The following is a 15,331-nucleotide window of genomic DNA, read 5'->3' as shown; positions in this document are numbered from 1 at the left end:
GCTGCTGGCGCTGTGCGCGCTGATGGCCTGGCGGCGACGACGGCCGATGACCTGCCTGGCGCTGGGGCTGGTGGTGTTCGTGGCCGAGGCGGCGTTCGGCGGGAGCGTGGGGTCGCTGCTGGTGACCATCGAGCTGGTCTATGCGGCCGGGCTGCACGGGCGGCGTCCCGTCGTGGACTACCTGGAGTGGGTGGTGGCCGGGGCCGTCCTGCTGTCCGGCGGAGTCACCCTGGCCGCGACCTGTGACCTGCGCCTGGCCGTGCTGACGGCGCTGACGGTGTTCGCCGTGTTCGGCACGTCCTACTGGTGGGGGGCCTCCAGCCGCAAGCAGCTGGACCTCGTCGAGGCCGAGCGCCGCCGCGCCGCCGACGAAGCCCGTCTCGCCGAGCTGCGCGAGGCCGACGCCCGCCGCTCCGAGCGCGAGCAGATGGCCCGTGACCTGCACGACGCCCTCTCCGGCAGCCTGTCCGCCATCGCGATCCACGCCGAGGCGGGGCTGCAGAGCGAGGCAGCACGCGACGAGGCCCTGCGGGTCGTGCGGGCGACCTCGCGCCAGGCGATGGGCGAGCTGCAGACGATGCTGACGGTGCTGCGGCCCGACCCTGCGGCGACCTCGTCCCCGCTGCTGCAGGGCCCGCAGGACCTCGCCGGCGTGGTCGAGCAGGCTCGCGCCCGCGGCCTGGCGGTCCGCCTCGAGGTGTCCCCCGACCCGCTGCCGCCGCTGCCCGCCGCGGTCGGGCAGGCCGCCCACCGGGTGCTGCAGGAGTCTCTGCACAACGTCGGTCGCCACTCCCCCTCGCGGTCCGCCGTCGTGGGGATCCGCGCCCACGGCGACCTGGAGCTCGAGGTGGTGTCGGTCGGCGGAGCGCCGGCGCCCTCGTCGAGCTCGGCGGGCTCTGCGGGGTCGGGGTCCTCGGGGTTGGGCCTGCACACGATGCGGGAACGCGTCACCGCCCTCGGCGGCTGGCTGGACGCCGGCCCATCTCCCTCGCCCGCTGCCGGTCGAGGCGACGGTCCGGGCGGAGGTGCGGACAGCGTCTCCGGCGGTGGCACGGAGCAGTGCGGCGACCCCGAGGTGTGGCAGGTCCGCGCCGTCATACCGCTGCCCTCTGCAGGAGAAGCCACATGATCACCGTCCTGCTCGCCGACGACCACGCGACCGTGCGCTCCGGGCTGCGGCTGCTCCTGTCCGCGCAGCCCGACCTCGAGGTGATCGGCGAGGCCGGCGACGGCGCCGTGGCCGTCGCGCAGGCCCGCGCCCTGCGGCCCGACGTCACGCTCATGGACGTCCGGATGCCCGGCGTCGACGGGCTCGCGGCGACGGAGCAGATCGTCGCCGCCGGGTGGTCGCGGGTGCTGGTGCTGACGAGCTTCGAGGTGGACGAGTACGTCGCGGGGGCGCTGCGGGCGGGCGCCGACGGCTACCTGCTCAAGACGGTCGACGCGGGTCCGCTGGCCGACGCCATCCGTCGGGTCGCCGCCGGCGAGGCGGTGCTGGCGCCGGAGGTGACGCGGCAGGTGATCGCGGGCTTCGCCGCGGCGCAGGGACCCCGCACGCCCCCGACCAGCCTCGATGGCCCCGCTGCTGCCGCCGCCGCCGACCGGGTCGCCCGCCTCCACGACCTCACCGACCGCGAGCGCGAGGTGCTCGAGGTGATCGCGCAGGGCCTGTCCAACGCCCAGATCGCGGCGGCCCTGACCATCAGCGAGGCCACCGCCAAGACGCACGTCTCCCGCGTCCTCGCCAAGCTCGGCTGCACCTCGCGCGTGCAGGCCGCGATCCTCGCCCGCGAGGCCGGTAGCTGACCGCACATCCCCCACACGTGAGGGGGCACGTCTTGTCCCCCCACGGCTCCTCGAGCAACCACGTCCGCCCACTCACTGATCCGGCCCCGGCAGCGGGGAGCTTTGGTGTCGCCATGGCAGCACCAAGCTTCCCCAACGGCGGGGGTGGGGCGTCGTGGCGAGACGGGACGGGCGAGTCAGGGGCGTCGTGGCGAGACGGGACGGGCGAGACGGGGCGGGGTGGAGCGGGACGAGCGAGCGGAGGTCAGGCGCGGCGCTGGCGGCGACGCTCGACCGCGCGCGTCACGGCCCGCCCGACCCACGTGATCGGCACGTCGCGCCCGGTGGCGGCGTGCTCGACCGCGGTCTCCTGCAGCAGCACCGGCGTCATGGAGGCGAGGGCCCCGAGGCGCCCGGCCACGAGCACCTGGTCGCCGGGGCGCAGCAGCATGTCCTCGTCGGGCATGTGGTGCGGGGTGCCGTCGCGCATGAGCACGAGAGGGACGACCGCGAGCATCCGCTCCCGGTCCTCGGGGTCGCGCAGCAGGTCGCGGAGCCTGAAGTCGTGGTTGCGCACCCAACGCGTGAGGGCGGGCGCGTTGCGGAGGTCGATGGTCACGAGGTCCCGCTCGGGGGCCTTGCGGCCGCACCGGTCGGTGAGGCGGGTGAGCGCGGCGGCCGCCCAGTCCTCGTCCTGCCCCAGCGCGTGCTCGACGAAGGTCCAGAAGGTCGGCGTCACGACCCGCGCCAGCACCTCCGAGGCGACGAGGTCGCTGGGGGTGTAGACGGAGTCGATGTCGAGGGCGCGCACCAGGGCACGGCGCTCGGTGGAGTGCTGGCGCACGACCACGAAGATCTCGGGGTCCACGAGGCGCGCGTGCTCGGCCATGGCGAGGTTGAGGGTGTCGCTGTCGGACCCGGCGATGAAGCCCGTGGCTCCCCGCAGCTCGGGGTAGCCCTCGTGCGGGTCGACCCACTCGACCTCCTGCCCGGCCCGGCTGAGGTCGTTGCAGATCTCGTCGCGGAAGTGGCCCTCGGCCGCGACGATCCAGCGACCGTCGTGCTTGTCCTCGCGCCGGGCCTGCAGCGGCATGCCCGCCGAGCTCATCAGCCACGAGACGAGGTGGAAGGTCGTGGGGCGCTGCATCGCGAGCAGCAGGTAACCCCCGAACCGGTCGCTGGGGTTGATCACGGCGGCCGCGCTGAAGTCGTGCATGCGTTCCTCGGTGACCCGGCTGTGGCAGCGCGCGAGGACGGGCAGCTCGGGACGCAGGAGGTCGACGCACATCACGACGGCGAGGTTGACGTCGTCGTCGTCGGTGAGGGCGATCACGCCCTCGCAGTTGGGCAGCCCCAGCCCAGCCAGACCGAGGACCCCGGGCAGGGAGGCGTCGGCGTCGATGCCGGGGACGTCGGCGTGCAGCTGGTCGGACGAGAGCTTGTCGACGCGGTCCTTGTCGCTGTCGATGACGACCATCCGCCGCCCGGCCTCGTCGAGCTCGGCGCACACCGCGCGCCCCGACTGGCCGTAGCCCGCGACGATGAAGAACGGTTCCTTGACGGTCATCACGCGCCGGCGGAAGCGCTGCGTGGCCACCGCCTCACGGAAGGCCGCGTCCTGGAAGAGCGCGAGCAGCGTGCCGATCGCGTAGGCCCAGCCCACCACGGTGCTGTAGATCGAGAAGGTCACCCACAGCCGCTGGATCGCCGTGAACGGCACGATCTCGCCGAACCCGATGGTCGTGGCGGTGTAGCTGATGAAGTAGAACGCGTCGAAGGGCGAGATCCGCTGCCCGTCCTTGCCGGGGATCAGCGCCAGCCCGAACACCGAGATGGAGAAGATCGCCACGAGGACGACGAGCGGGGTGCGCATCCGTCGGAGCACGAGAAAGATCGCGTCGGTCGAGGGCACCTCGGTGGGGACGCGGACGCGCTCGCGCGGTCGCCGCACGCCGTGCTGTCGGGTCGAGGGGCGCGCGAAGAAGAGGAGAAGCGGGTTGGTCATGCCCGCACCTCCTCGTCGGACGCGCCCTGGTCAGCCATGACGGGAGCGGTATGCCGCAGCCGGGGTCACCGGCGGCGGAAGGACACCGTCTCGGCGACCAGCAGCACGAGCGAGACGATGTTGGCGAGGGCCGCGCCGCAGGCGAGGGACACGACGCTGGCGATCTCGGGACCGGTGATGGACTCGGAGTGCGACGCCGTGAAGTAGATGTAGAGCGACGCGGCGGCGATCAGCTGCAGCACCGCGACCAGGCTCGTGGCGAGGTGGGTGGCGCCGATCTGCGTGCGGTCGCCGAACTTCAGCACCAGGGCGACGACGTTGACCACGATCGCGGCATACAGCTCCCAGATGTTGTGCATGTCCGGGTCGCCGAGGTCGCCGACGACGAAGCCGAAGTTCACCGTCGCCGCGAGCAGCACGAAGAACCCGAAGATGACCTTCTCGAGATTCACCCTGCCGAGGCTACCTGCGCGGGCGCGGACATCGGGGACGGTCGACGCCGACCGGCGCATAACGATCTGTCAGCGCCGACCACCCCGACGGGCCGTGGATCAGGCGGAGGCGCCGGCGATGTTGCACATCCAGGCGACGCCGAACCTGTCGGTGACCATGCCGAACTCGTCGCCCCACATCTGCTTCTCGAGCGGCAGGGTCACCTGACCGCCCTCGGCGAGGCCGGCGAAGTAGCCGCGCAGCTCGTCGGCGTCGTCACCGGACAGGCTGCAGGAGATGCGGGCGCCGTCGTCGTGCGGCATGCCCTCGGGGGCGTCGGACACCATGAGTGTGTAGCCGGCCGCGGTGTCGAGCTGGCCGTGCATGACCTTGTCCGCATCGGCCCCCTCGGTGCCCATCTGGCCGAAGGTCATGATGCGGGGTTCGCCGCCGAAGACGGACGCGTAGAAATCGAGGGCCTCACGGGCCTGGTCGACGAAGGAGATGTAGGGGTTCAGGACGGACGACATGGTGGACTCCCGGTGGTTTCAGGAACGTCGGACGACGCGGTGGCGGGCTGCCAGTTCGCAGCGTAGCCGTGACCTAGGACACACCCCAGGGGCTGCGGACGCCGGCCACCCCGACGGGTGCCCGCACGCCGCCTGACGGTGGTCGCACCCGGCATACGACCGAGGTCGCACCACCCGGCCGGCGGGTCCCGACCATGGGCCGATGTGCGCGAGCGCCCGCGGGCGAGAGCGTGGAGCCATGACCACCCACGACCTGTTCACCGTTGCCATCGCCTTCGTCGTCGCCGTGATCCTGCTGGCCATGACGTCGGTGCCGTTCCTGCTCGACCTCGCCGACCGGGCGGCCGCCTGACCGGCGGCGTCCTAGGGTGGCCGTATGACGCGCACCACCGCCTTCGCCGGCCACCGGGTCCCTGCGATCGGCCTCGGCACCTGGAACGTCGGCGACTCCGCCGCCGCGCACGACGAGGAGATCGCCGCCCTCCGGGCCGGCCTGGACGCGGGGCTGAGCGTCATCGACACGGCCGAGATGTACGGCTCGGGCCGCTCCGAGGAGCTCGTCGGCGAGGCCCTGCGAGGACGACGCGACGACGCGGTCCTCGTCTCCAAGGTGCTGCCCTCCAACGCCTCCCGCCGGGGCACGGTCCAGGCCTGCGAGGCGTCCTTGCGCCGGCTCGGCACCGACCACCTCGACGTCTACCTGCTGCACTGGCGCGGCCACCACCCGCTCGCCGACACCGTCGCCGCGATGGAGGAGCTCGTCCGCGACGGCAAGATCCGGGCCTGGGGCGTCTCCAACCTCGACACCGAGGACATGGCCGAGCTGCTGCGGCTCGACGGCGGGCCGGCCTGCGCGACGGACCAGGTCCTCTACAACCTGTCCCGCCGGGGGCCGGAGCTCGACCTCTTCCCGATGCTGCACCGCCATCACGTGCCGGTGATGGCCTACTCCCCCATCGAGCAGGCCCGTCTGCTCGAGCCCGGCGCAGGGCTGCACGCGCTGGAGGACGTCGCCGAGCGTCACGGGGCGACCCCCGCCCAGGTGGCCCTCGCGTGGACGATCCGGGACCCCGGGGTCATCGCGATCCCCAAGTCCTCGTCGGTCGCGCACACCCTCGACAACGCGGGAGCGCTCGAGCTCCGCCTCTCCGAGCGCGACCTCGACGACCTGGACTCGGCCTTCCCCGCCCCGTCCGAGCCCGTCCCCCTCGAGCTCCTCTGACCTACCTCAGGTAGGCACATCCGCCCGACTTCGCACGCCAACCCGCTCAGGCCCACCCCGCCCGCAACCACCTGACGAGCCAGGTGCACCATGGTCGGAAGGCCGCCCGCGGCAGGCTGTCGCGCGGCCCTGCGCACGAGGAGGTGCGGCCATGAAGGTTGCCGTCAAGCTCGGCCCCATCGGCGAGGGACCACACATCGACACGTCCGGGCAGCTGGTCACAGACTCGGCGGGCACCCGCCTGGTGTCACGGCTCCTGCGGCTCTATCCCGAGGCGGTCGTCGTCGGCCCGGAGCCACGCACCGGGCCCGGCCTGCAGGTCGTCACCCTCGAGGACCTGGACCCGACCAGCACCCTGCTCGTCAACATGGAGCCGCTGGACTCCGTGGCGTGCTTCCAGGTGCTGCACCGGCACCTCGACGAGCCGCGCATCCTGAACCTCGTCTGGACCAACCCCAGCTCCTTCCACCACCCGGTCAACTTCGCGGCGCTGGGGCTGTCCTTCGCGATGTTCCCGACCTACTGCAACAGCGAGCGCACCGCCGGCGAGGTGCGTGAGGTCGTCCAGCACTGGACCGCACCCCACCTCGCCTCCCAGGCCCGGATCGACTGGACCAACCTCGGCGTCAACGTCGAGCGCGCGTCCACGCGCAGGCCCACGGACGTCCCGGTCGTCCTCTATCCCGCGATCACGCTCGAGCGCCGCAAGCGGCCGGGCCTCTTCATGGACGTGGTGCGGCGGGTGGCCCGACAGGTGCCGCTCCGCGCCGAGGCCCGGCTCCAGGAGCAGCACCTCACGTCGACGGCGGCGATGGACATGACGCGGGACAAGTGGATGTGGGTCGGGCCCCTCACGACCCGCGACGGCTACTGGGACGCACTGTCGAGGACGACGGCCTTCCTGGCCACCGCGGCCCAGGAGTCCTACGGGCTGGAGTATGTCGAGGCCATGCTCGAGGGCGTGATCGGTATCCTCCCCGACACCGGGTGGGCGCGGGCGCTCGTGCCCGAGCGCTACCCCTATCTCTACGACTCGCCCGCCGTCGCCGAGCAGCTGCTGCTCGAGGCCCTCCGTGACCCGGAGGCCTGCCGTCGCGAGCTGGACGCCTGCGTTGGCGGCAGCTTCACGGCGTGGATCGCGGCCCGCCACAACGACGACGACTTCGAGCACGCCTTCACCACGCGGGTGACCGAGTGGTTCGGGGCGGGTGCGGCGACGCACGAGCCGATCGTGCACCATCGCGAGCGCCTCACCTGAGGGTCGGGCGGCAGGGGACCACGCCCATGCCGTATGACGGGACAAACCCGTCATACGGGGAACGGTCTGGCGCTCGGTAGGATCACGGTCGTCAGTGACGACGCCCTGACGTCCCCCTCCCCAGCGAAGGTCACCCATGTCCCAGGCCTCCCTCGCGCCCGCCCCGCGCACCGTCCACCCCGTCGACCAGGTGCCCCCGGCGCCGAAGCTGGCGGTCCTCGGGCTGCAGCACGTCCTCGCGTTCTACGCCGGGGCGGTGATCGTGCCGCTGGTGATCGCGCAGGCGCTGAAGCTGAGCCCGCAGGACACGGTCCACCTCATCAACGCCGACCTGTTCACGTGCGGCATCGCCTCGATCATCCAGGCGGCCGGCTTCGGCAAGGTCGGGGTGCGGCTGCCTCTCGTGCAGGGCGTGACCTTCACCGCCGTCTCTCCGATCATCGCGATCGGTCTCGCGTCCGGTGGCGGCACGCAGGGGCTGGCCGAGGTCTACGGCGCGATCATCGTCGCCGGTCTCGTGACCTTCTTCGCGGCGCCGTACTTCTCCCGCCTGCTCCGCTTCTTCCCGCCCGTCGTGACCGGCTCCGTGCTGACGATCATGGGCACGACCCTGCTGGGCGTCGCGGCGGGCGACGTCGTGCGCAACGCGCAGGACCCCGCCAACCCCGCGGCCCCCCTCGACCACGCCGCCCTCACCGAGTCGCTGCTCTACGCCTTCGGCACGCTCGCGCTGATCATCGTCATCCAGCGGGTGTTCTCCGGCTTCCTCGCGACGGTGTCGGTGCTCATCGGTCTCGTGGCGGGCACCGCCGTGGCCTGGGCGCTCGGCGAGCCGATCTTCGCCGGCGTCGCGTCCGCGGCTCCGGTGGGCGTGACGACGCCGTTCTTCTTCGGGTGGCCGGCGTTCTCCCTGACGGCGTGCATCTCGATGATCGTCGTCATGGCCATCACCGCCGTCGAGACGACCGGCGACGTCTTCGCCACCGGCGAGGTCGTCGGCAAGCGGATCCGCCCGACCCACGTGGCCGCCGCGCTGCGCGCCGACGGTCTGTCGACCACGCTCGGCGGCGTCCTCAACTCCTTCCCCTACACCTGCTTCGCCCAGAACGTCGGCCTCGTGCGCCTCACCCGCGTCAAGAGCCGCTGGGTCGTCGTCATGGCCGGCGTCATCATGATCGTGCTGGGCCTGCTCCCCAAGGCGGCCGCCGTCGTGGCCGCCATCCCCGCCCCCGTGCTGGGCGGCGCCTCGATCGCGATGTTCGCCAACGTCGCGGTGGTCGGCATCCAGACGCTCGCCAAGGCCGACCTGCACGACAACCGCAACGCCGTCATCGTCTCGACCGCCCTCGGTCTGGCGATGCTCGTCACCCTGCAGCCGCACGTCGCGGACGTCCTGCCCTCGTGGGCGCAGATCCTCTTCGCCTCCGGCGTGACCCTCGGTTCCATCACCGCGATCCTGCTCAACCTGCTCTTCTTCCACGTCGGCCAGCAGCGTGGCGCCGAGGTCGCCCGGTCCGGCGACCGCACCGTCACCATCGACGACGTGGACGCCATGGGCCGCGACGAGTTCGTGGCGACCTTCGGATCGCTCTACACCGGCGCGACGTGGCCGGTCGAGCGCGCCTGGGAGGCACGGCCGTTCGGCTCCACCACCGCACTGCGCGCGGCTCTGCAGGAGGCCGTGCTGTCCGGCACGCGCGAGGAGCAGGACGCCCTCGTCCGCAGCTATCGCGACGTGGGCGAGCTCGTCCTCGCGGCCGTCGACGCCGAGGACGCCGGCACGCCCCGCGGGCCCATCGCCTCCGACACCGAGGTCGCCCTCCTCGACACCAGCTCGCTGGCCCTCGACCGGATCGACGACGTGCAGCGTGACGAGATCCACCGCCTGTCGACGGCCTACCAGGACACCCACGGACGGCCGCTCGTCATGTGCGTCACCAACCTCGCCGACCTCGACCAGCTCGTCGAGCAGGGGTGGCGCCGCGTCGAGAGCTCGCCCGCGCGCGAGCACCGGGCCTCCCTCGGCCAGGTCTCGGCGATCGCGGACGCCCGCTTCGACGCCCTCGTCGCCGACGCCAGCCCGATCCGCAGCGCGTGGAGCCGCAAGTTCGAGCAGCTCACCTGACCCGCCGCGCCCACCGGCCAGCCCTCCGGACGACACAACCTGAGCTCCCGGCTCACAACGGGCCGCCCATACCCCCGGCCCAGCCGTCCGGACGACCCGAACTGAGCTCCCAACTCACTTCGGGCCGCCTACACCCCCGGTCCAGCCGTCCGGACGACCCAAGCTGAGCTCCCGGCTCACCTCGGGTCGCCATTGACACCCCTCGGCCGTATGACGCCGCCGCCGCCATCGCGACTACCGTCGATGGCGTCGGGGTACGACATACCGACGGCCCTCCCCCGGGCGCACCGGGAACCTCGAGGGCCGACCGGACGTTCTCCGACCGCCCCCGCACCCTCCCCCCAGTCCCCGGAAAGGCCCATGCACACTCGCCAGCCTGACGAGCCCTGCAGTCCCGGCACCGCCACGCGCGGTCTCACCCCTGAGGGGCAGGCGCGATGAGCCCGGTCCTCTCGCTCGTGATCGGCCTGGTGGTCGTGCTGCTGATCACGGCGGCCACGGGCTACTTCGTGGCGCAGGAGTTCGCGTTCATGGCGGTGGACCGGTCCCGGCTCGGGGCGCGGCACCGCGAGGGTGACGAGGTCGCCGGCAAGACCCTCGAGATCACCCGCCGCACGTCGTTCATGCTGTCCGGCGCCCAGCTGGGCATCACCGTCACCGGGCTGCTCGTCGGTTATGTCGCCGAGCCCCTGATCGGCTCCGCGATCGGCACCATGCTCGGCGACACCGGCGTCCCGGTGGCCGTGTCGGTCACCATCGGCGCGGTCTTCGCGCTCGTCTTCTCGACCGTGGTGCAGATGCTCTTCGGCGAGCTCTTCCCCAAGAACTACGCCATCGCCCGCCCCGACCAGGTCTCCACCTGGCTGACGCGGTCGACCTCGCTCTACCTCACCGTCCTCGGCCCCGTCATCTGGGTCTTCGACAAGTCCGCGGAGCTGCTCCTGCGGGCCCTGCACATCGAGCCGGTCCACGACGTGCAGCACGCCGCCACGGCCCGCGACCTGCAGCACGTCGTCGAGCTCTCGCGCGAGAGCGGCGACCTGCCGGACGAGCTGTCGATCATGGTCGACCGCATCCTCGACTTCCCCGGGGAGGACGTCGCGCACGCGATGATCCCGCGCGCCCAGGTCGACTCGCTGCGCACCGAGACCACGGTCGCCGAGGTGCGCGAGCTGATGCACACGGGTCACACCCGCTACCCGGTCATCGGGGACGAGGACGACGTGGTCGGCGTGGTGCACCTCGTCGACGTGCTGTCCCACCGGGGTGACGACGACGCGCCGTGCTCCGAGATCATGCGCGAGCCCCTCGTCGTGCCCGAGCTCATGAGCCTGCCCGACGCGCTGCGCGAGCTCGACGACCGCCGCGAGCAGCTCGCCTGCGTCGTCGACGAGTACGGCGGCTTCACCGGGATCCTGACGATGGAGGACCTCGCCGAGGAGATCGTCGGCGAGATCACCGACGAGCACGACCCGGAGGAGCCGTCATACGTGCCGGTCCCGGACGACGGCATCTGGGTCATGGAGGGCGACGTCCACATCGACGAGGTGGAGCGTTCGCTCGGCGTCGACCTGCCCGAGGGTGACTTCGAGACCATCGGCGGCCTGGTCATCGACCACGTCGGCGGCCTGCCGGAGGACGGCACGCTGATCGAGGTGCCGCTCCGCCAGGAGCACCTGCACCTCGACGACGACCGGCGCAAGGTCCTCACGGTCGAGGTGCTGGAGGTCGAGCGCTACGTCCCGTCCCGGGTTCGCCTCACGCTGACCGAGACCGACGCCGTCGACGCCGACTCCCCCGACCGCAGCGGCGGGGACGGCGACGGCGACGGCGACGGGTCCCCACCCGACCGTGAGTCTCGCCACCACTCCCAGCAGGACGCCCAGGGTGGCGCCACGAACGTGACCGAGGAGGGCACCCGATGAGCTGGCTCGTCATCACCCTCGCGACCGTCGCGATCATCGCGCTCAGCGCGTTCTTCGTCGCCGTCGAGTTCTCGCTGATCAACGCCAAGCGCCACCGGCTCGAGGACGCCGCGGCCACCTCCGCGTCGGCCCGGGCCGCCCTGCGCAGCTCCTCCGAGCTCACCTTGCTGCTCGCCGGGTCGCAGCTCGGCATCACCGTCTGCACGCTGGCCCTCGGTGCCATCACCAAGCCGGCCGTCCACCACGCCCTGATGGGGCCGCTGGAGGCCGTGGGCCTGCCCACCGGTGCCGCGGACGTCGTGGCCTTCGTGGTCGCCCTGATCATCGTGACCTTCATCCACCTCGTGGTCGGTGAGATGGCCCCCAAGTCCTGGGCCATCGCCCACCCGGAGAGGTCCGCGATCCTGCTGGCCGTCCCCATGCGGGGCTTCCTGTGGCTGACCCGTCCCGCCCTCAAGGCCCTCAACCACGCCGCCAACGCCCTCGTGCGCCGCACCGGAGCCGAGCCCGTGGACGAGGTCGACGAGGTGCAGGACGAGCACGGGCTGCGCGAGCTCGTCGAGCACTCCGCGGACGCGGGCACCCTCGAGGCGTCCTACAGCGCCTCGATCACCAACGCCCTCGACATGCGCGACATCACCATGGACGAGCTGATCCGGCACCGCCGGCGCCCCACGGCCGTCGACATCGACGCCACGGTGGCGGACGTCCAGGCCGCGACCGTCGAGCACGGCCACATGCGGATCCTGCTGCTCGACGAGGGCCGGGTCGCGGGCACCGTGCACGTGCGCGACACCTTCGGGGAGCCGGCGGACCGTCCCGCGCGCGAGCTGGCCCGCGAGACCCTGGCCGTGGCGGCCGAGACCCCGCTGCACGAGGCGTTCACGTTCATGCGCGAGACGCAGACCCAGCTGGCCGTGGTGCATCGCGGCGGCGAGTTCGCCGGCGTCGTGACGATGAGCGACATCCTGCCGCGGTTCTTCCCCCGCGAGACCAGCGCGCGAGCCTGACCGCCGCACCTGACCGCGAGGGGCAGTAGCTCCACGCACGACTCGGCCCCCGTCCCAGCTGGGACGGGGGCCGAGTCGTACCCGCCGGGGGCCGAGGCATCAGCCTGGGGAACGAACGCCGGTCGATGCCTTCGCCCCCGGCGGGTCTGCGCACGGGGGTCAGCGGCGGGCGCGGTCCGTCACGTCGAGGAAGGGGTGCGGACGCGCCACCGCGGCCTGGCCCTGCCCCTGCGCCACCGCCGTCGCGCCATGTGTGGCCGCGCCCTGTGTGGTCGCGCAGGTCGCTCCCTCAGCCGCGACGCCGCCGGTCGCAACGCCACCGGTCTCAGCGCTGCCAATCGCAACGCCACCGGTCGCAACGCCGCCGGTCGCAGCACCACCAGCCGACGTGCCGCGGGCCTGCATCACCTGCGTGAGCCGTGCGCTCACCTCGTCGTATGCCGCCGCGCGCTCTCCCGGCGTCGTGCTGTTGGCGCGCATGAACTCCAGGGTCGCCGTGACCTCCTCGAGCGTGCGGCGCTCGTCCTCGGTGAAGGTGCTCGCGACGAGCCGCTCGGCGTTGGCCTCGGCGGCCTCGAGGGCCACCTGGAAGTCGGCGACCGCCCGCGCGTAGTCGGTGTCGCGCACGTCGCGGGTGCCGGCCGGTGGGGTGGCGGCCCGCAGCTCGCGGCAGCGCAGCATGGCGTCGATCGCGCCGCGGGTCAGCGGGTCGGTGTGGTCGCTCATCACCGGGAAGTTGACCGCGGCCTCCAGGTCGCGCTCGTAGCGCAGCAGCCGCTGCGTCAGCTCCGTGTCCAGCGCGATCAGGCTGGCCCACTCCCGCGGGAAGTCCGCCGGGGTGCCGCGGCGCATGGCCCGGCGCCGCGCGACCAGGGGTATGCCGTCCGCCACCGCGTCGACGCCTGCCCGCACCTGGCGGGTCACCCTCCGGCTCGACAGCCACATGCCGGCGGCCACGGTGCCGAGGCCACCCATGGCGAGGACGTTGTAGACCCCGAGCGCCAGCGCTGCGGCGGGGTCGGCCACCTGCAGCTGATCGGTCAGGACGAGCACGTCCGGCGACAGGACCAACCCACCGCCGGCGGCGGTCAGGGCGACGCCGGGCGCCAGGCGGTGACCCGTGATCGCGTCCTTGCGGTGTCGCCAGCGGTCAGCGGCATACCGTCCGACCCCGACGGTGACGGCCACCAGGCCCGTGCTCACGAGAAGTCCGGTGAGGACCACCCTCATCACTCCCAACCGATGCGTGCGTGTCTCGATGACAACGCTGCCGGTGGGACGGACGTTCCGCCAGGGGGGATCCCCCTGATCCGCCCCTGCCTCACGATCGGCGAGCCCGACGTGGGCAGGTGGCAGGGGCGGCAGGGGGCGGTGATCAGCGGGCGAGCGTGCCGATCTGCTGGTCCATCGCGCTGCGGGTGAGGACGCCGATGTGCTGGGAGCGCAGCACGCCCTCCTTGTCGATGAAGAAGTGGGAGGGCAGGCCCATCACGCGGTACTTCGAGGCGAGGGCGGTGTCGGGGTCGGCGACCTGGGGAAAGGTCAGGCCCAGCTTGCCGGCGTAGGACACCACGTCGGCGGGGAGCTCCTGCATGTTGACGGAGACGATCTCCACCCCGGAGGCCTTGGCCGCCGTGTAGGCCGCCTGCATGTCGGGGGCCTCGGCGCGGCAGGCCGTGCACCAGGACGCCCCGAAGGTCAGCCACACCGGCCGGCCCTTGAGCTCGGACAGGGAGATCGGCTCCCCCTTGACGGTCCGCGCCGTGAAGTCCTGCGCGGGCTTGCCGACCTCGGGGGCGGGCCCGGAGGTGTCGCCCGTGACCTGGACGGCCTGGGCGCCGTTCAGGGGGGCGCTCTTGGCGGAGCCGGCCTTGCCGCCGAGCAGCCAGGCCCCTCCGGCGACGAGCAGCGCCGTCACGAGCAGGACGATGAGCTGCTTGCTCCCGCTGGCTCGTATGCCGCCGCGCCAGTCCTCCTTCGGCCCGGCCTGGGTGGCGCCCGCCGTCGGCTGGTCGGCACCCGCCGCTCCCTGGTCGGCACCCGCGGCGTGGGTGCGGTCGGTCACGTCGCTCACATCGACCCCCCGTAGGAGTGCAGGCCACCGAAGAAGTAGTTGCCGAAGAAGGTGAACAGGATGGCCACGAAGCCGAGGATCAGCAGGTAGGCGGACCGGTCTCCGCGCCAGCCGCGGGCCACGCGGGCGTGGAGGTAGGCGCCGTAGATCAGCCAGGTGACCAGGGCGGCGGTCTCCTTGGGGTCCCAGCTCCAGTAGCGGCCCCACGCGATGTCGGCCCAGATCGCGCCGAGGATGATCATGACGGTGAGGAGCGGGTAGGCGATCATCACCGCGCGGTAGCCGAGCTCGTCCAGGAAGGACCGCTTGGGCATGCCCTTCCAGGTGAGGTGCGGGGCGACGAGGTAGCCGATGCCCGCGCCGCACGCCACCGCGGCGGCGCCGTAGCCGAGGACGGCGGTGAAGACGTGCGCGGTCAGCAGCAGGGAGTTCTGCAGGGCGGGGACCAGGGGGCCGGGCTTGGCGTCGACGGTGGTCGCGTAGGTCAGCATGGCCGCGGCGATCGGGAGCACGAAGACGGCGAGCGCCTTGACGTCATACCGCCACTCGAAGAAGACGTAGGCCGCGAGGACGCCCCAGGCGAAGGACACCGCGAACTCGTGCTGGTTGGAGAAGGGCCCGTGGCCGGTGGCCGCCGCGCTCGCGGCGAGCGCGACCGTGAGGCACAGGAGCGCGACCTGGGTGACCTTGGTGGCGTACCACGCCGGTCCGCGCACCCCGGTGCGGCCGAGGGCGGTCGGCGCGTGGCCGGTCAGGACGGCGGTGCCGCCGCCCGCGAGCGCGGCGCCGCCGACGGTGGCGCGCGCGGGGGCGATCGCCTCGCGCTCGGCGGGCTTGCGGGTCAGGTTGACGATCGTGGCGGCGACACCGAGCCACACGAGGATCGGCCCCGCGATCAGGGCGTACTGGGAGAGGGCGAACATCGTCAGGCTCCTACCGTGCTGGAAAGGTCGGCGCGGTCGTGG

At 72.5% G+C, this 15,331-nt stretch carries 13 protein-coding genes; 7 read left to right on the top strand and 6 right to left on the bottom strand.

Features of this window, described 5'->3' with window-relative positions; genetic code table 11:
- Positions 1-1,129: sensor histidine kinase (locus tag B2P18_RS08990; protein ID WP_286958168.1), on the top strand; the 1,129-nt coding region annotated here is incomplete at its 5' end.
- The gene (locus B2P18_RS08985) at positions 1,126-1,806 is read left to right on the top strand and encodes a response regulator (RefSeq protein WP_286958166.1); all 681 of its coding nucleotides are present in this window, start codon (positions 1,126-1,128) and stop codon (positions 1,804-1,806) included. The genes B2P18_RS08990 and B2P18_RS08985, both read left to right, overlap by 4 nt.
- 244 nt (positions 1,807-2,050) lie before the next feature.
- Here the strand turns inward: B2P18_RS08985 and B2P18_RS08980 are convergent, their stop codons facing one another.
- The 3 genes from B2P18_RS08980 to B2P18_RS08970 all read right to left on the bottom strand — a co-directional run bounded on the left by B2P18_RS08980 (position 2,051) and on the right by B2P18_RS08970 (position 4,752).
- On the bottom strand, positions 2,051-3,790 hold the full coding sequence (locus B2P18_RS08980; protein WP_286958165.1) for an NAD-binding protein: 1,740 nt from the start codon (positions 3,788-3,790) through the stop codon (positions 2,051-2,053).
- Positions 3,791-3,855: 65 nt separating this feature from the next.
- Positions 3,856-4,242: a DUF6394 family protein gene (locus B2P18_RS08975; RefSeq protein ID WP_019286751.1), complete on the bottom strand. Its 387-nt coding sequence runs from the start codon at positions 4,240-4,242 to the stop codon at positions 3,856-3,858.
- Between the two features lie 99 nt (positions 4,243-4,341).
- On the bottom strand, positions 4,342-4,752 hold the full coding sequence (locus tag B2P18_RS08970) for a VOC family protein (protein ID WP_239264157.1): 411 nt from the start codon (positions 4,750-4,752) through the stop codon (positions 4,342-4,344).
- A gap of 376 nt (positions 4,753-5,128) precedes the next feature.
- On the opposite strand from B2P18_RS08970, the gene B2P18_RS08965 reads away from it, so the two are divergent.
- The 5 genes from B2P18_RS08965 (at position 5,129) to B2P18_RS08945 (ending at position 12,292) form a co-directional block, all read left to right on the top strand.
- Positions 5,129-5,974, top strand: coding sequence for an aldo/keto reductase (locus B2P18_RS08965; RefSeq protein WP_029211133.1), 846 nt, complete (start codon positions 5,129-5,131; stop codon positions 5,972-5,974).
- A 151-nt stretch (positions 5,975-6,125) separates the two neighbouring features.
- The gene (locus B2P18_RS08960) at positions 6,126-7,232 is read left to right on the top strand and encodes a glycosyltransferase family 1 protein (RefSeq protein WP_286958163.1); all 1,107 of its coding nucleotides are present in this window, start codon (positions 6,126-6,128) and stop codon (positions 7,230-7,232) included.
- 136 nt (positions 7,233-7,368) lie between these two features.
- Positions 7,369-9,357: a solute carrier family 23 protein gene (locus B2P18_RS08955; protein WP_286958162.1), complete on the top strand. Its 1,989-nt coding sequence runs from the start codon at positions 7,369-7,371 to the stop codon at positions 9,355-9,357.
- 437 nt (positions 9,358-9,794) lie between these two features.
- Positions 9,795-11,282, top strand: coding sequence for a hemolysin family protein (locus tag B2P18_RS08950; protein WP_286958161.1), 1,488 nt, complete (start codon positions 9,795-9,797; stop codon positions 11,280-11,282).
- Complete coding sequence (locus B2P18_RS08945; RefSeq protein WP_286958160.1) at positions 11,279-12,292, top strand: hemolysin family protein; 1,014 nt, start codon at positions 11,279-11,281, stop codon at positions 12,290-12,292. Before B2P18_RS08950 ends, B2P18_RS08945 begins: the two co-directional genes overlap by 4 nt.
- Before the next feature lie 159 nt (positions 12,293-12,451).
- Here B2P18_RS08945 and B2P18_RS08940 read toward each other — a convergent pair whose 3' ends face one another.
- The 3 genes from B2P18_RS08940 to ccsB all read right to left on the bottom strand — a co-directional run bounded on the left by B2P18_RS08940 (position 12,452) and on the right by ccsB (position 15,289).
- Complete coding sequence (locus tag B2P18_RS08940; protein WP_286958158.1) at positions 12,452-13,495, bottom strand: hypothetical protein; 1,044 nt, start codon at positions 13,493-13,495, stop codon at positions 12,452-12,454.
- Between the two features lie 172 nt (positions 13,496-13,667).
- A complete protein-coding gene (locus B2P18_RS08935; protein WP_286958156.1) occupies positions 13,668-14,357 on the bottom strand; it encodes a TlpA family protein disulfide reductase in 690 nt (229 codons plus the stop codon).
- A gap of 5 nt (positions 14,358-14,362) precedes the next feature.
- Positions 14,363-15,289 carry a c-type cytochrome biogenesis protein CcsB gene (gene ccsB / locus B2P18_RS08930; protein ID WP_286958155.1) on the bottom strand — a complete coding sequence of 309 codons (927 nt, stop codon included), beginning with the start codon at positions 15,287-15,289 and terminating at the stop codon, positions 14,363-14,365.
- Positions 15,290-15,331 lie beyond the last annotated feature (42 nt).

This window comes from Arsenicicoccus sp. UBA2120 (assembly GCF_002330965.1).
Taxonomy (GTDB): domain Bacteria; phylum Actinomycetota; class Actinomycetes; order Actinomycetales; family Dermatophilaceae; genus Arsenicicoccus; species Arsenicicoccus bolidensis.
This window is presented reverse-complemented; position numbering and strand designations above follow the sequence as displayed.